This is a genomic window from Pectobacterium sp. HCp5_1 (genome assembly GCF_032905925.1).
Classification (GTDB): domain Bacteria; phylum Pseudomonadota; class Gammaproteobacteria; order Enterobacterales; family Enterobacteriaceae; genus Pectobacterium; species Pectobacterium brasiliense_A.
Genome location: NZ_JAUMIO010000011.1, coordinates 14,330 through 35,753, shown reverse-complemented (window position 1 = coordinate 35,753; position 21,424 = coordinate 14,330). Strand labels below are relative to the sequence as shown.

21 protein-coding genes are annotated in these 21,424 nt (G+C 53.7%); 15 read left to right on the top strand and 6 right to left on the bottom strand.

The window, feature by feature from the left end; genetic code table 11:
* Nucleotides 1–140 precede the first annotated feature (140 nt).
* From Q3A88_RS10030 to Q3A88_RS09980, 11 genes are all read left to right on the top strand, one after another.
* Nucleotides 141–1,397: a bifunctional tRNA (adenosine(37)-C2)-methyltransferase TrmG/ribosomal RNA large subunit methyltransferase RlmN gene (locus tag Q3A88_RS10030; protein WP_014916209.1), complete on the top strand. Its 1,257-nt coding sequence runs from the start codon at nucleotides 141–143 to the stop codon at nucleotides 1,395–1,397.
* A gap of 230 nt (nucleotides 1,398–1,627) precedes the next feature.
* Nucleotides 1,628–2,383, top strand: a complete 756-nt coding sequence (gene pilW, locus Q3A88_RS10025) for a type IV pilus biogenesis/stability protein PilW (RefSeq protein WP_110162077.1) — start codon at nucleotides 1,628–1,630, stop codon at nucleotides 2,381–2,383.
* Complete coding sequence (gene rodZ / locus Q3A88_RS10020) at nucleotides 2,373–3,383, top strand: cytoskeleton protein RodZ (protein WP_110162078.1); 1,011 nt, start codon at nucleotides 2,373–2,375, stop codon at nucleotides 3,381–3,383. The genes pilW and rodZ overlap by 11 nt, the downstream gene beginning before the upstream one ends.
* Nucleotides 3,384–3,423: 40 nt before the next feature.
* Nucleotides 3,424–4,545: a flavodoxin-dependent (E)-4-hydroxy-3-methylbut-2-enyl-diphosphate synthase gene (gene ispG / locus Q3A88_RS10015; protein WP_039274788.1), complete on the top strand. Its 1,122-nt coding sequence runs from the start codon at nucleotides 3,424–3,426 to the stop codon at nucleotides 4,543–4,545.
* A 137-nt stretch (nucleotides 4,546–4,682) separates the two neighbouring features.
* Nucleotides 4,683–5,957 (top strand): histidine--tRNA ligase, encoded by a 1,275-nt coding sequence (gene hisS, locus Q3A88_RS10010; RefSeq protein WP_039551390.1) that lies wholly within the window; start codon nucleotides 4,683–4,685, stop codon nucleotides 5,955–5,957.
* Nucleotides 5,958–5,970: 13 nt separating this feature from the next.
* Nucleotides 5,971–6,591 carry a YfgM family protein gene (locus Q3A88_RS10005; protein ID WP_014916205.1) on the top strand — a complete coding sequence of 207 codons (621 nt, stop codon included), beginning with the start codon at nucleotides 5,971–5,973 and terminating at the stop codon, nucleotides 6,589–6,591.
* Between the two features lie 10 nt (nucleotides 6,592–6,601).
* Nucleotides 6,602–7,783, top strand: coding sequence for an outer membrane protein assembly factor BamB (gene bamB / locus Q3A88_RS10000; RefSeq protein WP_010280044.1), 1,182 nt, complete (start codon nucleotides 6,602–6,604; stop codon nucleotides 7,781–7,783).
* Nucleotides 7,784–7,925: 142 nt separating this feature from the next.
* Nucleotides 7,926–9,413: a ribosome biogenesis GTPase Der gene (gene der, locus Q3A88_RS09995; RefSeq protein ID WP_014916204.1), complete on the top strand. Its 1,488-nt coding sequence runs from the start codon at nucleotides 7,926–7,928 to the stop codon at nucleotides 9,411–9,413.
* 128 nt (nucleotides 9,414–9,541) lie between these two features.
* On the top strand, nucleotides 9,542–10,501 hold the full coding sequence (locus Q3A88_RS09990; protein WP_039557748.1) for an AEC family transporter: 960 nt from the start codon (nucleotides 9,542–9,544) through the stop codon (nucleotides 10,499–10,501).
* 214 nt (nucleotides 10,502–10,715) lie between these two features.
* A complete protein-coding gene (locus Q3A88_RS09985) occupies nucleotides 10,716–11,159 on the top strand; it encodes a cupin domain-containing protein (RefSeq protein WP_014916202.1) in 444 nt (147 codons plus the stop codon).
* 2 nt (nucleotides 11,160–11,161) lie between these two features.
* Nucleotides 11,162–11,386, top strand: coding sequence for a zinc ribbon domain-containing protein (locus Q3A88_RS09980; RefSeq protein ID WP_233990158.1), 225 nt, complete (start codon nucleotides 11,162–11,164; stop codon nucleotides 11,384–11,386).
* A 23-nt stretch (nucleotides 11,387–11,409) separates the two neighbouring features.
* On the opposite strand, the gene Q3A88_RS09975 is transcribed toward Q3A88_RS09980, so the two are convergent.
* From Q3A88_RS09975 to xseA, 3 genes are all read right to left on the bottom strand, one after another.
* On the bottom strand, nucleotides 11,410–11,754 hold the full coding sequence (locus Q3A88_RS09975; protein ID WP_317177834.1) for a protealysin inhibitor emfourin: 345 nt from the start codon (nucleotides 11,752–11,754) through the stop codon (nucleotides 11,410–11,412).
* Nucleotides 11,751–12,794: a M4 family metallopeptidase gene (locus tag Q3A88_RS09970; protein WP_039520563.1), complete on the bottom strand. Its 1,044-nt coding sequence runs from the start codon at nucleotides 12,792–12,794 to the stop codon at nucleotides 11,751–11,753. The genes Q3A88_RS09975 and Q3A88_RS09970 overlap by 4 nt, the downstream gene beginning before the upstream one ends.
* Before the next feature lie 230 nt (nucleotides 12,795–13,024).
* Entirely contained in the window at nucleotides 13,025–14,419 is a 1,395-nt protein-coding gene (gene xseA, locus Q3A88_RS09965; RefSeq protein ID WP_110162083.1) for an exodeoxyribonuclease VII large subunit, read from the bottom strand.
* A gap of 171 nt (nucleotides 14,420–14,590) precedes the next feature.
* On the opposite strand from xseA, the gene guaB reads away from it, so the two are divergent.
* Together guaB and guaA are read left to right on the top strand one after the other, a co-directional pair.
* Nucleotides 14,591–16,057: an IMP dehydrogenase gene (guaB, locus tag Q3A88_RS09960; protein WP_146207442.1), complete on the top strand. Its 1,467-nt coding sequence runs from the start codon at nucleotides 14,591–14,593 to the stop codon at nucleotides 16,055–16,057.
* Between the two features lie 118 nt (nucleotides 16,058–16,175).
* Nucleotides 16,176–17,753: a glutamine-hydrolyzing GMP synthase gene (gene guaA, locus Q3A88_RS09955; protein WP_110162085.1), complete on the top strand. Its 1,578-nt coding sequence runs from the start codon at nucleotides 16,176–16,178 to the stop codon at nucleotides 17,751–17,753.
* A 661-nt stretch (nucleotides 17,754–18,414) separates the two neighbouring features.
* Here guaA and Q3A88_RS09950 read toward each other — a convergent pair.
* A complete protein-coding gene (locus tag Q3A88_RS09950) occupies nucleotides 18,415–19,062 on the bottom strand; it encodes a TetR/AcrR family transcriptional regulator (protein ID WP_317177833.1) in 648 nt (215 codons plus the stop codon).
* A 253-nt stretch (nucleotides 19,063–19,315) separates the two neighbouring features.
* Between Q3A88_RS09950 and Q3A88_RS09945 the strand changes: the two genes are divergently transcribed.
* Both Q3A88_RS09945 and Q3A88_RS09940 read left to right on the top strand, forming a co-directional pair.
* Nucleotides 19,316–20,209: an NAD(P)/FAD-dependent oxidoreductase gene (locus Q3A88_RS09945; protein ID WP_317177832.1), complete on the top strand. Its 894-nt coding sequence runs from the start codon at nucleotides 19,316–19,318 to the stop codon at nucleotides 20,207–20,209.
* A 183-nt stretch (nucleotides 20,210–20,392) separates the two neighbouring features.
* Nucleotides 20,393–20,608 carry a helix-turn-helix transcriptional regulator gene (locus Q3A88_RS09940; RefSeq protein ID WP_317177831.1) on the top strand — a complete coding sequence of 72 codons (216 nt, stop codon included), beginning with the start codon at nucleotides 20,393–20,395 and terminating at the stop codon, nucleotides 20,606–20,608.
* Between the two features lie 86 nt (nucleotides 20,609–20,694).
* Here Q3A88_RS09940 and Q3A88_RS09935 read toward each other — a convergent pair whose 3' ends face one another.
* The gene (locus tag Q3A88_RS09935) at nucleotides 20,695–21,012 is read right to left on the bottom strand and encodes a helix-turn-helix domain-containing protein (RefSeq protein WP_014916192.1); all 318 of its coding nucleotides are present in this window, start codon (nucleotides 21,010–21,012) and stop codon (nucleotides 20,695–20,697) included.
* A gap of 1 nt (nucleotide 21,013) precedes the next feature.
* Complete coding sequence (locus Q3A88_RS09930) at nucleotides 21,014–21,358, bottom strand: type II toxin-antitoxin system RelE/ParE family toxin (protein WP_010279985.1); 345 nt, start codon at nucleotides 21,356–21,358, stop codon at nucleotides 21,014–21,016.
* Nucleotides 21,359–21,424: the final 66 nt, after the last annotated feature.

Below are 21,424 nucleotides of genomic sequence, written 5' to 3'. Positions count from 1 at the left end.
TAGCTTACCTGTTTTAAACTTTGTACAATGCTGCGCCCCGGATGAGCCTGCACTTATCCGGGGCGTTTCTTTGGTCATCACCATCGAATTCAACCTTCTTTTTAGCGCCATAACGTGTAATAACGAGGCCAGGATTGACAATGTCTAAGCAAATCGCGTCTGAAACTGTCGTGTCTGAAACGACGGCATCTAACACCACCGCATCTAACACTACCGTATCCGAGCAAACCGTGTCCGAATTCTCTCCGGCGTCTGCTGATGCCTCTCAATCCGTCAAAGCCAGTGCGGAAAAAATTAACCTGTTGGATCTTAACCGCCAGCAAATGCGTGACCTCTTCATGTCGATGGGAGAGAAACCGTTCCGCGCCGATCAGGTCATGAAGTGGATTTATCACTACTGCTGTGATGACTTCAACCAGATGACGGATATTAACAAAGTCTTCCGCAGCAAATTGCAGGAGATCGCTGAAATTCGCGCCCCTGAAGTGGTGGACGAACAGCGCTCTTCCGATGGCACTATCAAGTGGGCGATTCTGGTGGGCGGTCAACGGGTTGAAACGGTTTATATTCCAGAAGAAGATCGCGCCACGCTGTGTGTGTCGTCTCAGGTAGGCTGTGCACTGGAATGCAAATTCTGTTCAACGGCGCAGCAGGGTTTTAACCGTAACCTGCGCGTATCGGAAATTATCGGTCAGGTGTGGCGTGCGGCGAAGATTATCGGTGCGTTTAAAGTTACCGGCCAGCGCCCCATCACCAACGTCGTGATGATGGGCATGGGCGAACCGTTGCTGAACCTGACTAACGTCGTGCCAGCGATGGAAATCATGCTGGATGACTTCGGCTTTGGTTTGTCCAAGCGCCGTGTGACGCTGTCCACGTCAGGCGTGGTGCCTGCGTTGGATAAACTGGGCGATATGATCGATGTTGCGCTGGCGATTTCTCTGCATGCGCCGACCGACGACATCCGCAACGAAATCATGCCGATCAACAAAAAGTACAATATCGAGACGTTCCTGAGCGCGGTGCGCCGCTATCTGGAGAAATCCAATGCGAATCAGGGACGTGTTACCGTTGAGTATGTGATGCTGGATCATATCAATGACGGCACCGAGCACGCGCATCAACTGGCTGAATGTCTAAAAGATACGCCGTGCAAGATCAACCTGATTCCGTGGAACCCGTTCCCGGGCGCGCCGTATGGCCGCAGCTCGAACAGCCGCGTTGACCGTTTCTCCAAGGTACTGATGGAGTATGGCTTCACGACGATCGTACGTAAAACCCGTGGGGATGATATTGATGCCGCCTGCGGCCAGCTGGCGGGTGAAGTCGTAGACAGAACCAAACGTACGCTGAAGAAGAAAATGGCCGGTGAACCTATCGCGGTGAAAGCGGTCTGATAACAAATGGGCGCGGGTTAACGTGAAGCGCTAACCCGACGTCGTCCGCTGAGGTAATTTGCAGGGCAAAAGTGAGCAAATTGCGAGGCGCGCCGCGTTGTTATCAGGTCCGACTGCCACGCTGTTCATATTCAGGTAACCTCGCTGGTCAGGATGTCTGGCAAAGACGACAAGGCGAGGGAGCAGGGATGGCAAAGCCACTATCACAGAGACTTTCTTTATGGCAGAGAATGTCTTTATCACAGGGAACGTATTGGCTGAGTGGCCTGTTCGCGGTGCTGTTGCTGGTGGGGTGTGTGAAATCGCCTCAGGAGACGACCAATCCAGCGGTTGCCCAAACCCGCTTGCAGTTAGGGTTGACCTACCTGGCGCACAATAATCTGGATGCGGCTCGGCAGAATCTTGAGAAAGCGGTTGCGATTGCTCCGCAGGATTATCGAACACAATTGGGGATGGCGCTTTACGAGCAGCGGATAGGTGAAAATCGTCTGGCTGAACAGCGTTATCAACATGTGTTAAACATGGCGCCGGAAAATGGCAGCGTCATGAATAATTACGGTGCGTTTCTGTGTAGTTTAGGGCAGTATGTAGCGGCTCAGCGACAGTTTAGTGCGGCTGCACAACTTCCTGATTACAGTCAGGTTGCTGATGCGTTGGAAAATGCGGGATACTGCTTTTTCAATGCCGGACAGGCTGAGGATGCGCGCAATTTATTAAGTCGGGCGCTGAAGTATGACCCGACGAAAGGCAGTGCCTTGCTGGCGGCAGCAAACAAACAGTTTGCTGCCGGGAAAAATGAGCAAGCGCGGCTGCTGCTTGATGTTTATCAGCATAGTCTTCCGGCCAGTGCCGAAAGCTTATGGTTACAGATTCGTTTCGCCGCGTTAGCGGGCCATGATGGCGATAAAGAACGTTATGGCAACGTGCTGGCGCGAAGTTTTCCACAATCTAAACAGTACCAGCATTTCTTAGCTAATGAATACTGAAGCCACCCAAGATACAACAGAAGCAAAACTACCCGGCGAACGTCTGCGTGAGGCGCGTGAACGCCTTGGGCTAACTCAGCAAACTATTGCTGAGCGTTTGTGCCTTAAAATCACCACCGTTCGCGATATTGAAGACGGTACGACGCCTGCCGATTTAGCGCCGACTTTTCTGCGCGGCTATATCCGTTCTTATGCCAAGCTGGTTCATTTACCCGAAGATGAACTGCTTCCCTCTGTGAATAAACAGGCCATACCTAAAACGATCTCTGTTTCGCCGATGCAGAGTTTTTCGCTGAAAAAAAGCCGTAAAAAGCGTGATGGCTGGTTGATGACAATCACCTGGCTGGTCGTGCTGGTTGTTCTGGGGCTAACGGGCGCATGGTGGTGGCAAAACCATCAGGCTCAGCAGGCGGAAATCAACAGCATGGTCGATCACGCCAGTTCGATGCAGGCACAAACGGAAGGGCAGTCCGTTCCGCTAATGGACAACAGCGCACCGCAGGAAACGGCGACACAGAATTCTGCTACGGCACCGGTTTCTACGCCAGTCGACCTTTCTGCCACTGGATCGGAGACACCGTCAACGCCTTCTTCTGCCTCTACACCGTCTGCTGCACCTTCCAGCCAATCACCTTCACACGCGAACGCTGCACAGCCTGCGGGTAATGCGCAGCCCGCGGGCGATGTTCTGTTAGGTGCCGGAGCTGTAGCTCCCGCTGCGGGTACGTTAGCGGAAACCAATCCAGCCCCTGCTGCTCATGCATTAGTGATGACGTTCACGGCCGATTGCTGGCTGGAAGTCACGGACGCCAGCGGTAAAAAACTGTTCAGCGGCATGCAGCGCAATGGTGGCACACTGAATCTGGATGGTCAGTCACCCTATAAACTGAAAATCGGTGCACCTGCTGCGGTACAGATTCAATTTCAAGGCAAGCCGGTTGATTTAAGCCGCTTTGTGCGCAGCAATCAGGTTGCACGCCTGACGCTGACCGCAGAATAACGTGTTGTTCAGGTAAGACTGCAATGTTGGAGATGAAGTAATGCATAACGCTGCACCCATAACCCGTCGAAAATCAACACGAATTTACGTCGGCAAGGTGCCTGTTGGTGATGGTGCGCCGATTGCGGTGCAATCCATGACCAACACCCGAACCACCGACGTTGAAGCAACCGTCAACCAAATCAGAGCGCTGGAACGCGTTGGCGTCGATATCGTCCGCGTTTCCGTACCAACCATGGACGCGGCGGAAGCTTTTAAGCTTATCAAACAGCAGGTGAATGTCCCGCTCGTCGCCGACATCCACTTTGACTACCGTATCGCGCTGAAAGTTGCGGAGTACGGCGTCGACTGTCTGCGTATCAATCCCGGCAATATTGGCAACGAAGAGCGTATTCGCTCGGTTGTCGACTGCGCGCGTTACAACAATATCCCGATCCGCATTGGCGTTAACGGCGGTTCGCTGGAAAAAGATTTGCAGGAAAAATACGGTGAGCCAACGCCGGAAGCGCTGCTGGAATCAGCGATGCGCCATGTCGATATTCTCGACCGCTTGAACTTCGATCAGTTTAAAGTCAGCGTTAAAGCCTCGGATGTCTTCCTGGCCGTGCAATCCTATCGTCTGCTGGCAGCGCGTATCGATCAGCCGCTGCACCTTGGTATCACCGAAGCGGGTGGCGCACGTAGCGGCGCGGTGAAATCGGCTATTGGCCTCGGATTGTTATTGTCTGAAGGTATTGGCGACACATTGCGTATCTCGCTGGCGGCCGATCCGGTTGAAGAAGTGAAAGTTGGCTTCGATATCCTGAAATCACTGCGCATTCGTGCGCGCGGAATCAACTTTATTGCTTGCCCGACCTGCTCCCGTCAGGAATTTGACGTGATCGGTACGGTGAACGCGCTGGAACAACGACTGGAAGATCTCATCACGCCGATGGATGTCTCGATTATCGGTTGCGTGGTGAATGGTCCGGGTGAAGCACTGGTGTCCACCATTGGTGTTACGGGTGGACACAACAAGAGCGGCTTCTATGAAGACGGCGTGCGGCAGAGAGAGCGCTTCGATAACGAACAGATGATCGATCAGTTAGAAGCCAAGATCCGCGCGAAAGCCTCCATGATGGACGAAAATCAGCGCATTACCGTCAATCTGGTAGATAAGTAACTCTGACGGCGTGACGGCCTGCCGTCACCCGCCTAATTCACGATTCCTGAACCCGATGGGGATGCCCCGCATTGAAGATGCGACGACAATCCCTCTATAATCGGGTTTATTTTTTGAAAAACGCATAGAGAACTGACGTGGCAAAAAATATTCAAGCCATCCGTGGCATGAACGATTACCTGCCAGCCGAAACGGCATTGTGGCAGCGTATTGAAAACAGCCTGAAACAGGTGCTCAGCGGCTACGGCTATAATGAAATTCGTTTGCCGATTGTTGAGCAAACGCCGCTGTTTAAGCGCGCTATCGGTGAAGTGACCGATGTCGTCGAAAAAGAGATGTATACCTTTGACGATCGCAATGGCGATAGCCTGACTCTGCGCCCGGAAGGGACGGCTGGCTGCGTCCGCGCCGGTATTGAGCACGGTATTCTCTATAATCAGGAACAGCGACTGTGGTATGTCGGCCCGATGTTCCGCTACGAGCGTCCGCAGAAAGGGCGCTATCGCCAGTTCCATCAGTTGGGCTGTGAAGTGTTTGGTCTGCAAGGGCCGGATATTGATGCCGAACTGATCCTGATGACAGCCCGCTGGTGGCGTGTGTTGGGCATCGCCGATCATGTGAAGCTGGAACTGAACTCGATTGGTTCGTTAGACGCGCGCGCCCGCTATCGCGAAGCGCTGGTGGCGTTCCTCGAACAGCATAAAGATCAGCTGGATGAAGACTGCCTGCGCCGGATGTATACCAACCCGCTGCGCGTTCTGGATACGAAAAATCCGCAGATTCAAGTGTTGCTGAACGACGCGCCAGTGCTGACGGACTACCTGGATGATGAATCACGTGCACACTTTGAGGCACTGGGTGAACTTTTAACGCAGTCCGGCATCCCATATACCGTTAATCCGCGTCTGGTTCGTGGTTTGGATTACTATAACCGCACCGTATTTGAGTGGGTGACCACCAGTCTGGGCGCGCAGGGCACGGTCTGTGCCGGTGGGCGTTATGATGGTATGGTGGAACAGCTGGGCGGGCACGCGACGCCGGCGGTTGGTTTTGCAATGGGTCTGGAGCGTCTGGTGCTGCTGGTGCAGTCTGTGAACCCGGATTTCAAAGCACAGCCGAGCGTGGATGTTTATCTGATTTCTTCCGGTGCGGGAACGCAGGTTGCGGCAATGCAGCTGGCGGAGAAATTACGTGACGCGCTGCCGCAGTTGAAACTGATGACCAACTACGGTGGTGGCAACTTTAAGAAGCAATTCGCTCGTGCTGATAAATGGGGCGCACGCGTCGCATTGGTATTAGGCGAAAATGAAGTGGCGGCCGGTCAGGTTGTGGTTAAAAACCTGAGCAATGGCGAGCAGGATACATTGGCACAGGCCGACGTCGCATCGCGGCTGGCAACGTTACTGGATTGAGGAGAGAGACACCGTGGAAGTCTATACCACAGAGAATGAACAGGTTGATGCACTACGTCGTTTCCTCGCGGAGAACGGAAAGGCGTTAGTTGTCGGTGTTGTGCTAGGCGTCGGTGCACTGGTTGGCTGGCGTTTCTGGCAAAGCCACCAAAATGACAGCGTAATGGCGGCATCTTCATCTTATCAGCAGGTGACGGAGCAATTGGCCGAAGGCAAAGCCGACGCGATTGCGGCAACCGAGAAATTTACGGCTGAGAATAAGAATACCTATGGCGCGCTGGCTTCTCTGGAACTTGCTCGTCATTACGTTGATCAGAAAGATTTTGCTAAAGCAGCGCAGCAGCTGGTACAGGCGCAATCGCAGACTAAAGATGCCGACCTGCTGGCCGTGGTGAATCTGCGTCTGGCGCGGGTTCAGCTACAGGAAAATAAAGCGGATGACGCGCTGAAAACGTTGGATGCCATCAAGCTGGAAGGCTGGGCATCACAGGCTGCGGAAGTGCGTGGTGATATTCTGGTGAGCAAAGGGGATAATCAGGCTGCGCGTGATGCCTACAACAAAGGGTTGTCTTCCAATCCATCGCAGGCACAGCAAGCGTTACTGCGTATGAAACTGAATAACCTGTCCAGCTAAGAGGAATTCCATGCAATTGCGTAAAACACTTTTGGTAGGACTGGTTTCTGTTGCCCTGCTGAGCGGATGCTCGCTGTTTAACAGCGAAGAAGATGTTGTCACTATGTCTCCACTGCCGCAGGTGGAAAACCAGTTCACGCCAACCAAGGTGTGGAACAGCTCGGTTGGGAGCGGGATTGGTGAGTTTTATTCCAATCTTCACCCCGCATGGCAGGATAATCGCGTTTTTGCGGCCGATCGTCGTGGCACTGTGAAAGCGATGGATCTGAGTGACGGCAAAGAGATTTGGCGCGCGGATCTGTCAGAGAAGACCAATTTCTTCTCCCGCAATAACCCGGCGCTGCTGTCCGGCGGTGTAACGGTTTCTGGTAACCATGTCTATGTCGGCAGCGAAAGGGCGCAGGTCTATGCGCTGAATGCGGAAGATGGTACGCCAGTATGGCAGACCAAAGTGGCTGGCGAAGCGCTGTCTCGCCCTGTCGTCAGCGACGGCGTGGTGCTGATTCACACCAGCAACGGTATGCTGCAGGCATTGAATGAAGCCGATGGCGCAATTAAGTGGAGCGTCAATCTGGATATGCCGACGCTGTCTCTGCGCGGTGAATCTGCCCCGACAACCGCATTTGGTGCGGCGATTGTGGGTGGTGATAACGGTCGTGTGAACGCCGTGATGATCAATCAGGGCCAGCTCATTTGGCAACAGCGTATTTCACAGCCGAGTGGTGCAACTGAAATCGATCGTCTGAACGACGTCGACACCACGCCAGTGGTCGCGGGCGAAGTGGTTTATGCGCTGGGTTACAATGGCAACATGACCGCGCTGGATCTGCGTTCTGGTCAGGTTCTGTGGAAGCGTGAACTGGGTTCAGTGCATGATTTCATTATTGACGGTGACCGCATCTATCTGGTCGATCAGGACGATCGCGTTGTTGCATTGAATACCAACGGCGGTGTGAGCCTGTGGCGTCAAAGCGATCTGCTGCACCGTAACTTAACGGCTCCGGCGCTGTATAATGGTTATCTGGTTGTCGGCGATACCGAAGGGTATCTGCACTGGCTGAATACGGCAGATGGCCGCTTCGTGGCGCAGCAAAAAGTGGATAGCTCCGGCTTCCTGAGCAAGCCTGTGGTTGCCAGCGACAAGCTGCTGATTCAGGCGAAAAACGGTGATGTCTACGCGTTCACTCGCTAAGTAACCCGTATCAATTTGGAGCACAGCGTTTTGGGTGTGCTCGTATAACGGCTCCTGACATTATCAGGGGCCGTTTCGTCTTTTTATCGTCAGCGAGTATTTCGCTGTAACGTATTGAAATATAAGTAATGAGGTTGTAACAATGATACCTGTCGTCGCGCTGGTCGGGCGCCCGAATGTGGGGAAATCCACGCTATTTAACCGCTTAACGCGCACTCGTGATGCATTAGTGGCGGATTTCCCTGGGCTGACTCGTGACCGCAAGTATGGTCGTGCTGAAGTGGAAGGGCATGAATTTATTATCGTCGATACCGGTGGTATCGATGGCACCGAAGACGGCGTGGAAACGCGCATGGCGGGTCAATCGCTGGTCGCGATTGAAGAAGCGGATATCGTGCTGTTCATGGTGGATGCACGCGCAGGGTTGATGCCTGCGGATGAAGGCATTGCTAAGCATCTGCGCAGCCGTGAAAAGACAACCGTGCTGGTCGCTAACAAAACCGATGGCCTTGACCCGGATATGGTCACGGCGGATTTCTACTCGCTCGGAATGGGCGAAGTGTACGCGATCGCGGCGTCTCACGGCCGTGGCGTAACGTCGCTGCTGGAAACGGTTCTGCTGCCGTTTGTACAGGATGAAATAGAAGAGCCGGTCGAGCTAACCGAAGAAGAAGAGAACGCGGCTTATTGGGCAGCGTTAGAAGCAGAAGAGCAGGCCAGCGAAGAAGAAGCAGAAGACGATTTCAATCCTGAAGATTTGCCGATCAAACTGGCGATTGTCGGGCGTCCGAACGTAGGTAAATCCACGCTGACGAACCGTATTCTGGGTGAAGAGCGTGTGGTGGTGTTCGACATGCCCGGCACGACGCGTGACAGTATCTACATCCCTATGGTGCGCGACGAACGTGAATACGTTCTGATTGATACCGCCGGGGTGCGTAAGCGCGGAAAAGTGACGGAAACGGTAGAAAAATTCTCTGTCATCAAGACATTGCAGGCGATTGAAGATGCCAACGTAGTCCTGCTGGTTATTGATGCGCGCGAAGGCATTTCCGATCAGGATCTCTCGCTGTTGGGCTTTATCCTCAATAGTGGGCGCTCACTGGTGATCGTGGTGAACAAGTGGGATGGCCTGTCGCAGGAAGTGCGTGAACAGGTGAAGGAGACGCTGGATCTGCGTCTCGGCTTTATCGATTTCGCCCGTATTCACTTTATTTCTGCGCTACACGGTAGCGGCGTGGGCAACCTGTTTGAGTCGGTAACCGAAGCCTATTCTTGCGCCACTCGTCGCGTCAGTACGGCCATGTTGACCCGTATCATGCAAATGGCATCAGACGATCACCAGCCGCCGCTGGTGCGCGGTCGCCGCGTGAAACTGAAATATGCGCACGCCGGTGGTTATAACCCGCCGATCGTGGTGATCCACGGGAATCAGGTGAAAGACCTGCCGGATTCCTACAAGCGCTACCTGATGAACTACTATCGCCGTTCGCTGGAAGTGATGGGTACGCCGATTCGTATTCAATTTAAAGAAGGGGAAAACCCCTTTGCGGACAAGCGCAACACGCTGACACCAAACCAGCTACGCAAGCGTAAGCGTTTGATGTCGCATCTTAAAAAAAGTAAGTGATTTATTTACGGGGCGAATAGCGATATTCGCCCCGTTTTGTTAGAGACGAAACGAGCTGTCGTTAACAAAACGAACCATTTTTAATAAAACGACCATTTTAACAAAACAAATACTCATCAAGGAAAGTCATGTCCTGGGAAACCTGGAGTTTTGCGTTTAACGTCACGATGCCCAATTTATTGATGTTGTTTATGGGGATCGCGTTACGCAAACTCAATCTGCTAAATGATGCGTTTTGTGATACGGCAATGCGGGTGGTGTTCAACGTTTCTCTTCCCTGTCTACTGTTTTTTAGTGTTGCCAGTAATCAACAGTCTTTTGTGAGCCAGTGGCCGCTGGTGGTGTATGGCACAGTCGGAACATTGGCAACATTTCTGCTTCTGGAACTTGCGGCGACGAGGCTAGTTAAGGATCCGAAAGAACGTGGAATCTTTGTACAAGGCGGGTTCCGGTCGAATACTGGCGTAATGGGTCTGGCTTTTGCCATGAGTGCCTATGGCGATGAAGGCATTGCTATCGGCTCGTTGTATTTGATGGTGACGGTCATTATGTTTAACGCGCTGTCTGTCATTACGCTGACGCGCAGCTTGCAGCGGCAATCGCCCGAACAGAAGATTCCGGTAAGCCAACTGCTGCGGGGTATTGTGACCAACCCGCTGATTATTGGCCTACTTCTGGGGGCTGCCTATGGGCAAAGCCAACTACCGATGCCGGGCGTGATTAAACAAACGGGCGGTTTTATTTCCTCCATGGCGCTGCCGCTGGCGTTACTCTGTGCGGGTGCCAGTCTGGAGTGGCGTAGTATGTTTCGTTCGTCCAATGTTGCCGTGCTTTCTTCTGTGGCGAAGGTATTCGTTGTGCCTGGGTTACTCACGTTGGGCGGATGGCTTGTTGGCTTCCGCGGTGTTGAGCTGGGAATCATTTTTCTGTTTTCTTCAACGCCAACTGCAGCAGGTAGCTATGCGATGACGCGGGCGATGGGTGGAAACGCGACGCTTGCGGCTAATATCATTGGGCTGACCACGGTAGGGGCCTTCTTTATGATTGCGCTGGGGCTCTACTTTTTACGTTCACTGGGCGTGATTTAGCGCGGGCGTGGAGAGCGCTTTGTTCGAGAGTATTCATGGTGACGATCTTTTATAATCAAGCCAAAGTCAGCGAGTTTCATCATGTTTCCTGATGTGTTTCAGCGCTGGTGGCTCCTGTTGCAGTAAGTGACAGAGTCTTACGTCTTGTCTTTTGGCTGACAGAACAGGAATTTGATAGCGTACTCTTGGACAGTCTTCTTCCTGAGGCGCAGTGATGAAAACAAAGCATTCTGAGCGGGACGTATATTGCCAGCGGATTGCCCCGCAGGCCCAGTATCAGGGCAAACAAGGCTTGGTTTATTCGGTTGGGATTTCACGCGAGACGGTGGGGGCTCAACATCTTCATATGCAGTTAGCGTGGATTCCACCGCGTTCGCAGGGAAAAGCGCATAAGCACGAGCACCACGAAACGGCAATTTACGCGCTGAGCGGCATTTCCTGCATGTATTACGGGGAACAGCTTGAAAACTGGATTGAATTGCCCGAAGGCAATTTCCTCTATATTCCTGAGAATGTCCCGCATTTGCCCTATAATCCCAGTGACGATGTCGCCGTGTTGGTGATTTCCCGTACTGATGCCAACGATCAGGAGAGCGTGGTTATGCTGCCGGAATTGGACAGAAATGTGCTGCCTGAACGTGGTGAAACGAGAGGATAAACATGGAAGCAAATTGTCCGAGCTGTGGCCATCCTCTGGCCTGGAAAAGCGGTACGCGGTTTCAGTGTACTACCTGCCTGCAGGATTATCTGCGTGAGGCTGCGTGCCCTGAATGTAAGCACTCGCTTCAGGAACTGAAAGCCTGCGGTGCGGTGGATTACTTCTGCCAGCAGCACGGGATGATTTCCAAACGGCAAGTCGTGTTCAGCTACGCGCTTGCCGATTAAATCCATTATTACTTAATCAATAGTTACTCCTGTACGCCGTTGCGCCACAGCTCGGCCAGCTCCGGTGGCGCGCGGTCTTCGGGGATCAGCAGAATGACATCGGTGTGTTGGTTCTGCTGCGGTTGGCAGTAGCTGATGTGGATGCGGTAATAAAACTGGTCGCCGCGCCCTGAGCCATCGGGTTCGCCGGGTTCGCGAGCCTGAGGAGCGGCATTACGGATCGCGTTACAAATCCGCTCCCGTTCGGATGGCGGTACGCTGGCGAGCGCGAAGCGTCGCGGCCCCGCCAGCTTGGGGATAAAAGCGAATCCCCCTTCACGCGCTAGCTCAATGATGGCATCGTTGTTGAGCTCTGGCAGCGTTTTCATAAGAACTCCTGCCGTACCTCCACACCTACCGTTTCCCACGACTGCATGACGATATCTGCAACGGTGTGGTTAAAACGTTGAGCGGCATGTTGAATGGTGTGGCGCGCGAAAATTTCGAAATCCGCATTTTGCGGCAGTGCTTTATCACACAGCGTGTCGTACCAGATGCGACCCGCTTTTTCCCAGGAATGGCCGCCCAGTGCAATGGCTGTTAGATAGAATGCCCGGTTGGGAATGCCTGAATTCAGGTGCACACCGCCGTTGTCTTCACGCGTGTTCACATACTCACTCATGTGAGAGGGCTGGGGGTCGATACCGAGTAGCTCATCGTCATACGCGGTACCCGGATGAGACATCGATCGCAGCCCCATGCCGTGAATACCATCGGCCAGAAGCTTGTCACCGATAAGCCAATCGGCCTGCTCGGCGGTTTGCCCCAAATGATACTGCTTGACCATGGAACCAAAGACATCGGACAGCGATTCATTTAGCGCACCGGACTGGCGGAAATAGATCAGCCCCGCTTCGTTTTCGGTGATGCCGTGCGTGAGTTCGTGCGCGACCACATCAAGCGCAATCGTGAAGCGATTAAAGATTTTGCCGTCGCCATCTCCAAACACCATCTGCTGCCCGTTCCAGAAAGCATTCTGGTAATCCTGACCGTAATGTACGGTGCCAGCCAGCGGCAGTCCCTCGGCATCCAGCGAGTTACGTTGGAAAATTTTCCAGAAGAAATCGTAAGTGACGCCCAGATAGTTATAGGCCTCATCGACGGCGATATCACCGTTGCTGGGTTGGCCTTCAGCGCGCACCAGCTTGCCGGGCAGCAGCTGTTGCTGTTCAGCATCGTGAATGTTGCGATTTGCCTGCCCCGCGGCTAATTTCTCATGGGGTTCCGGGCGTGGATTATGGCTGACCATTAATGACTGAACGTGCATCAGCGTTTGTTGCGCGCAGTGGCGCTGCTCGTCTGTGCCGTTTGCAATAATGCGATGCAAAATGTAAGGGGGGATCACGCTACAAATCGGTCTGGACTTCATACCTCATCTCCTTGAAAACGCTCATCAGGGGTAACACAGACGATCAACAAAGCTCACTGCCTTTTTATCCCATCCGCGTCACCGCGCAGAGGCTGATAACCCGTGCGGTGAAAACGGTGAATATAAATTAGTGAGCAGGGAATGAGTATAGTTCAGATGCCGGGGGTAAGAATGGGGGATCGCCGTTGTTTTCGGACAAATCCCCATTCGCGCATTTTATGCCGATCGCGTTATTTTTGCGTCGGGGATGAGGATTTTCGCCGCTTTTTCGCGGAATTTTGATTCGGAGCCAGTGTCGTGACCTGGCTTTCTACCCAGCCGTCCTGCAAACGGGTTTTCAGCGTTTCGCCAGGGGAAATTTGCGCGACGTTTTTCAGCACTTTACCATCTGGGGCGGTGGTGACGTTATAGCCACGCGCCAGCGTCGCCAGTGGGCTAACGCCTTCCAGTCGCGAACAGGCGATGCCTAGCTTTTGCTTGTTCTGATTCAACTGACGTTCTACTGCGCTTTGCATCTGATAGCTCAACTGCTGTAAACGCTGCTGCGCACGATGAATGCGGGTTTGCGGCTGCTGTTGCATCAGGCGCTGTTGTAAGCGTTCACTTCGGCGTGAGGTCTGCCGAAGCTGCTGCTGCATGGCGTCATCCAACCGCTGACGCAGTTTAACCAGCTGTGCCTGCTGACGCGCCAGTCGCAGCTGCGGATGCTGCTGCTGTAAACGGTGGTGCAGACGGGTAAATTCCCGATTGCGTTGGGCAAGGTAATAGTCCATCGCCATTTCCAGACGCTGGCGCTGGGACTGTATCTGACGCAAGAGCTCCAGTTGGTTACGACTCACTAACTCGGCAGCGGCCGACGGCGTGGGTGCGCGCAGGTCACCGACGAAATCGGCGATGGTGACATCGGTCTCATGGCCGACGGCACTGACGATAGGAATGCAGCTGGCGAAGATGGCGCGGGCGACCCGTTCGTCATTAAAGCTCCACAGATCTTCCAGCGAACCGCCGCCGCGCCCGACGATTAATACGTCACACTCATCCCGCTGGTTAGCCAGCTCAATAGCGCGAACAATCTGTAGCGGCGCTTCCGCGCCTTGCACCGACGTGGGATACACGATCACCGGCAGCGACGGATCGCGGCGCTGCAACACCTGCAAAATATCGTGCAGGGCGGCACCGCTGGCTGACGTAATCACGCCGACCTGTTTGGCGGGAGAGGGCAGAACCTGCTTAAACTGCTGGTCGAACAGCCCTTCGGCAGCGAGGCGCTGCTTGAGCTGTTCAAACTGCTGCTGTAGCAGGCCATCGCCAGCGGGCTGCATGCTTTCCGCTAGTAGCTGATAGTCGCCGCGAGGTTCATATAGCGTGATGCTCGCCCGAATCAGCACTTGCTGACCGTTTTGCGGGCGGAACGTCACTCTGCGGTTGCTGGTGCGGAACATCGCACAGCGCACCTGCGCACGTTCGTCTTTCAGCGTGAAATACCAATGGCCGGATGAGGGCTGAGATAGGTTGGAGATTTCGCCGGAGAGCCAAATCTGGCCCATTTCCATTTCCAACAGTTGTCTAACCGTCTGATTCAGGCGGCTAACGGTAAAAATTGCAGAGGAGGGAAATTGAGACATTGTGAGCCAGATCAAATTTTAAAACAGTCACTTAATTGATCGATACTACCTACCTGAAAAAGGTAATCAAGCATTTTAGTAAAATAATGCTGGAGGCAACCGATTACGCTCTGTATAATGCCACGGCAATATTTTATCTATTCTTACATCCACCTTGGTGAGATATTGCCCATGCTACGTATCGCTAAAGAAGCACTGACGTTTGACGACGTCCTCCTGATTCCCGCTCATTCTACTGTTCTGCCTAACACTGCCGATCTGTCCACGCAGTTGACGAAAAACATTCGCCTGAATATCCCTATGCTGTCCGCAGCGATGGATACCGTTACCGAATCCGGTCTGGCCATTGCGCTGGCGCAGGAAGGCGGTCTGGGCTTTATTCACAAAAATATGTCCATTGAGCGTCAGGCTGAAGAAGTTAGCCGCGTGAAAAAACACGAAAGTGGCGTTGTGGTTGATCCACAAACCGTGACGCCAGAAACGACGCTGCGTGAAATGAAAGAGCTGACCGAGCGCAACGGCTTCGCTGGCTACCCAGTTGTGGCAAAAGACAACGAGCTGGTTGGTATCATCACCGGTCGTGACGTGCGTTTTGTTACCGATTTGGAAAAACCAGTTAGCGCATTCATGACGCCAAAAGAGCGTCTGGTCACCGTCAAAGAAGGCGAAGCGCGTGATGTCGTGCTGCAAAAAATGCACGAAAAACGCGTCGAAAAAGCGCTGGTGATCGACGACCAATTCCACCTGATCGGCATGATCACGGTAAAAGACTTCCAGAAAGCAGAACGTAAACCGAACGCGTGTAAAGACGAACACGGTCGCCTGCGCGTAGGCGCGGCGGTTGGCGCAGGTGCGGGTAACGAAGAGCGTGTTGATGCGCTGGTTGCCGCAGGCGTTGACGTCCTGCTGATCGACTCCTCACACGGCCATTCCGAAGGCGTATTGCAGCGCATTCGTGAAACACGTGCGAAATACCCGAACCTCGAAATCATCGGCGGCAACGTGGCAACGGGCGCAGGTGCAAAAGCGCTGGTTGAAGCGGGCGTTAGTGCAGTGAAAGTGGGTATCGGCCCTGGCTCTATCTGTACGACCCGTATCGTGACTGGCGTGGGCGTACCGCAGATTACGGCTATCTCTGATGCGGTTGAAGCGCTGGAAGGCACGGGCATTCCGGTCATCGCCGATGGCGGTATCCGCTTCTCAGGCGACATCGCTAAAGCCATCGCAGCTGGCGCGGCGTGTGTCATGGTCGGTTCCATGCTGGCGGGTACGGAAGAATCCCCAGGTGAAATCGAACTGTATCAGGGGCGTTCATTCAAATCTTATCGCGGCATGGGTTCACTGGGCGCAATGTCCAAAGGTTCATCAGACCGTTATTTCCAGACCGATAACGCCGCCGACAAACTGGTGCCGGAAGGTATCGAAGGCCGCGTAGCCTATAAAGGCCGCCTGAAAGAGATCGTTCACCAGCAGATGGGCGGCTTGCGCTCTTGCATGGGTCTGACCGGTTGCGCGACTATCGATGCACTGCGCACGCAGGCTGAGTTTGTACGCATCAGCGGCGCGGGCATTCAGGAAAGCCACGTTCACGACGTTACCATTACTAAAGAGTCACCGAACTACCGTATGGGTTCATAAGGTGATTTAACGCAATAAACCCTGTACTATTTCGCGCCGCTCTGCCTTTACATAAGGCGGAGCGGTTAGCTGGGTTTACTTTTCGCTTTTGTCTTTTGCTTTTTGGAACATGCTCCTCATGACTCAAAACATTCATCAACACCGCATTCTTATTCTGGATTTCGGCTCGCAGTACACGCAGCTGGTTGCTCGTCGCGTGCGTGAACTGGGCGTTTACTGTGAACTGTGGGCATGGGATGTCACGGAAGCACAGATTCGCGGGTTTAATCCGAACGGGATCATCCTGTCAGGCGGCCCGGAAAGCACCACCGAGTTTGGCAGCCCGCGTGCGCCAGAATACGTTTTCAATGCTGGCGTACCGGTACTGGGCGTGTGCTATGGCATGCAGACGATGGCGATGCAACTGGGTGGCCACGTTGAAGGTTCCAACGAGCGTGAGTTTGGTTATGCGCAGGTAGAAGTGAAAACGGATAGCGCGCTGGTGCGTGATATTCAGGATGCGTTGAGCGCCTCAGGCGCACCGCTGCTGGATGTCTGGATGAGCCACGGCGACAAAGTGACGGCCATCCCAGAAGGGTTTGAGACCGTTGCCAGCACCGATACCTGTCCGTTTGCCATCATGGCGAACGAAGAGAAGCGTTTTTACGGCGTGCAGTTCCACCCGGAAGTGACGCACACCCGCCAGGGTCAGCGCATGCTGGAGCGTTTTGTTCTTGATATCTGCCAGTGTGAAGCACTGTGGACGCCAGCCAAGATCATCGACGATGCGGTGAACCGTATTCGTGAGCAGGTAGGCAACGATCACGTGATTCTGGGTCTGTCTGGCGGCGTGGATTCTTCCGTTACCGCGATGCTGTTGCACCGTGCGATTGGCGATCGTCTGACCTGCGTGTTTGTCGATAACGGCCTGCTGCGCCTGAACGAAGCCGATCAGGTGCTGGAAATGTTCGGCGATCATTTCGGTCTGAACATTGTTCACGTAGCAGCGGAAAATCGCTTCCTGAGCGAGCTGGCGGGTGAAGATGAGCCGGAAGCCAAGCGCAAAATCATTGGTCGCGTGTTCGTTGAAGTGTTCGATGAAGAAGCCAGCAAGCAAACTGACGTGAAATGGCTGGCGCAAGGCACCATCTACCCAGACGTCATCGAATCTGCGGCTTCTGCGACGGGCAAAGCGCACGTGATCAAGTCACACCACAACGTGGGTGGCCTGCCGAAAGAGATGAAGCTGGGTCTGGTTGAGCCGCTGAAAGAGCTGTTCAAAGACGAAGTGCGTAAGATCGGTCTGGAACTGGGTCTGCCGTACAACATGCTGTACCGCCATCCGTTCCCGGGCCCGGGTCTGGGCGTGCGCGTACTGGGTGAAGTGAAGAAAGAGTACTGTGACCTGCTGCGTCGTGCGGATGCGATCTTCATCGAAGAATTGCACAAAGCCGACTTGTACAACAAAGTCAGTCAGGCCTTCACCGTCTTCCTGCCGGTTCGCTCCGTGGGCGTGATGGGCGATGGCCGTAAATACGATTGGGTTGTCGCGCTGCGCGCGGTAGAAACCATCGACTTTATGACCGCGCACTGGGCACACCTGCCATACGATTTCTTGGGCCGCGTCTCCAACCGCATCATCAACGAAGTCGACGGCATCTCCCGCGTCGTTTATGACGTATCGGGTAAGCCACCGGCGACGATTGAGTGGGAATAGGATTTTACTCTCAACCATTTGATTTTTTTTTTGTAAAAAATAACAGATAGTGATGTGTGCTATGCCATCAATGGCGTTTTTAATGGTGCACATCATACGTATCTGAAAAAGCTGCATCGATACCATGTCTTGGATAAGGAATGCCGGCATGGTATCGAGACTGCTCAGCAGTCAACGGTTTGCACGTCTCCAATATGGTGTTGGTGTGTGGAATTCATCACCATCGACCCCACACTGTTACCCGTAAGCACGCATGGCGTTTTCGACGCCGATTGGGCTCCCCCTTTTTGTACCATTGCGTAAAGTCTATTGGCGTAGGTTGAGCAAGGGTATAACTCCCAACTCGCAGAAGGCTCAGGGCCTAACAACTGATTGTGCGTCCACAGCACCATATTCTTCATATCCATAATTCCCCGGACTGGCCTTATTATCGGCACCCCGTCATACGCCGTGGACTCAGCAATGGGACCGAGTTTTCACATGTCCAGATTATCCTTACGCTTGAAGCCCGTGCTTTTCATGGAATAGATGCGAGTGTCTTCTTATCGTTGGAAGAAAGATGAGGTGCAGCGATCTGTGCCAGCTCGCCGTGCGCGCTGGCTCAATATGACGAAACACCTGGACGACGGCCTAGGCCAAGCTGCGCAGATCAATCAACTGCCTATCCGCCCGTGTGATCGTTGCTACTGTGCGCGGCGATGAACATGGCGACGGCCGACCGACAGTAGGATTCGATTTCGTTGTCATCCTCTGCTCTCGCCTTATCGAAGCGAGCAATTGTCAGAAGGTCGGAGCCTTTGATAAGCGCGGCAAACAAGCGGGCGGACCGGAGAGGATCAGGCACATTTAGAGCCGCCTTCGCGTGCAACTGGCGCAGCAGGGCCTCGATCTGGGCGATGACATAAGCGGGGCCGGCTTCATAATGAAGCTTGCTTAACGACTTTTGATTCGTCTTGTCGGCCATGATCATGGCTTCGACACTGCGGACGTCAGGGCTCAACAGTGTACGAAGCAGGGATGATCCCACCGCGATGAGCTGATCTTCGGCCGAACCGCCGACGCCTTCAATAAGCGCCTGTGGTGCAAATTGATGGCAGTGAGACGCGATGGCCGCGCTGAACAGCGCCTCTTTGTTATCGAAGTGTCGATAGATGCTTAGCTTGGATATCTTCGCCTGCTGGGCGACCTTGTCCATTGTCGTTGCTTGAAAACCCAGTTCCACAAAGAGTTCGCTTGCGGCGTCGACTATCGTTTGGCTAAGCGTCTCGTTGGCGGGCCGACCGCGCCGCCCCTGCTTTTTTTCGGTCATACTAATTCCAGTACTTGAAAGTATCTTAATTTACTAATTATGATACCCCGTAGTATCTTAAATTCGCAAGCCAATGAGCAGGTTTCAACATGTTCTTCAAACACGTTTCCACGCGCCGGCCTACGAAACCAGGAGACTTCCATGAAACGACGTTCCCTATTGACGTTGGCCGGGCTTTCCACCACCGCTTCCGCCCACGTCCACTCCACCACCAAGCCCAGCACTTTCCATCAACAACACGGAGTCCATTACCATGAATGACGTTATCATCATCGGCGGCAGCTTTGCCGGCCTCGCTGCCGCCCTGCAGCTCGGCCGTGCTCGCCGCAAGGTCACTGTTCTCGATACTGGCCTGCCGCGCAATCGCTTTGCCGACCACTCGCATGGTGTGCTCGGCCACGATCACAAGCCTCCGGTGGATATCCTGACCGAGGCACGGCAGCAACTGGCGCGCTATCCTACGCTCAAGCTGGTGAGTGCCCGGGCCGAGAGCGTCTCCGGTGTCATCGACGATTTCTCTGTCCTCACCGGCGATGGCGAAAACCTCAGGGCACGCCGCCTGATACTGAGCTATGGCGTCGCCGACCAGATTCCCACTGTTCCTGGCTTTGCCGAAGGCTGGGGTTCAAGCATCGTGCCCTGTCCCTATTGCGACGGCTTTGAAGTCGCTGGCCGGCATTGGGGGCTTGTCTGGTCCGGCCCACAGTCGCACAACTATGCCAAGCTGTACCACGACTGGACCGACACCTTGACGGTCTTCGCCAATGGACATGACATTCCAGCCGATATCCGAGCGGATCTGGCGCACCGCGGCATTCCCGTTGTCGATGGCCGGATCGTCGAAATTGACCATGACGCGAGTCATAATGCCACCGTCAGGCTCGATGCTGTCCCCCCTGTTGCGGTCGACATCCTGTTCTCACATCCGCGTAATAAGCCGTCCGCACGCCTGCATGAATCGCTGGGCCTCGCCACGGTCGATACGCCTCTGGGCATTGCCCTCAAGGTCGATGAACGTCACGAAACCAGCATGCCCGGTATCTACGCTGCCGGAGACCTCGCCAACCCTTCCATGCATTCGGTCACCACGGCAGCATGGCAAGGCACCATAGCGGGCATCTCCGCCCAGCAGTCGATGCTGGTTTGAGAGTACTAAAAGCGAGTGGTCAAGGCGCAGCGGCGATTGAGTAACCGTGTTGCCGGTCAGGCATCATAATGCTCGTTTAACGCCTTAAATATGTGACTCATCGTCCGTGGTCTTACTCATCACAAAACGCGATCCTATCCACACGGAAATCAAAATGGTTTTTGATAGGTGGAGGGAAATGGAATGAATCACACTGACTGGCACCCGGCGGATATCATCGCGGGATTACCGAAGAAAGGGACGACGCTGGCGGCGGTTTCCAGAGCGGCGGGGCTGGCATCATCCACGCTGGCGAATGCGCTCACCAGACACTGGCCGAAAGGTGAACGGCTGATTGCCGAAGCGATGGGGAAAAGGCCGGAAGAGATTTGGCCGTCGCGTTATTCAGGCGTGAAGTGAGGGTAGGGAGCAGGGGAAATTAACGAGAAAGCGCCATTCATCGATGGCGCTTTTCATGTGAGCAGCAAACCTATTGTGCGATGACGTTACGCAAACACGACTTTAACGCTACCCGGCGTGCGGCGCGGCTTCCCTACCACGATCTGTATATCGCGTCCCAGCTTCGTAAGGCATTCCAGCATTTTGGTTTCGCTGATTCCCCTGAACTGACCACGTAATAAGTTGGATAGTTTGGGTTGGGGCATGCCTAATAGCTTCGCTGCTTCTGCCTGTGTGAGACGGCGGCTTTTGATGATTGAGCTAATCAGGGTGGCAAGCTGCGCTTTGACCAACATATCTTCAGCATGCACGTTGCCAAGGTCGGCGTACACATTACCGCTGCTGACTTCAATATCCTGGCTCATGTTATGCTCCTTTTGCATGGTTCTCTGCGGTTTTAAGTCGTTCACGAATGGTGTTCATATCGGGTTTTGGTGTTGCAATTCCAGATGACGATTTTTTCTGAAAAGCATGTAGAACGTATACTGCCTCTCCAAATTTGACGGTGTAGACTGCGCGATAAGTATCGCCGATATAATCCTCAACGACTTCTAATACGCCTGCACCACCAAAACCTTTAAGCGGCTTGGCTTGAGTGTGCTTACCACCAGTCTGAGCCACATGAAGTGCGTAGCCGAACACATCCTGCACATCAGCAGGTAGCGACTGGAGATCCTTTTTGCTACTGCCAACCCAGTAGAGTGATTTCATTAGCGCGATCCATGCGTTTATATCTATATGGGTATAATTTAGCATGAAAAATGAACGATAACTAGC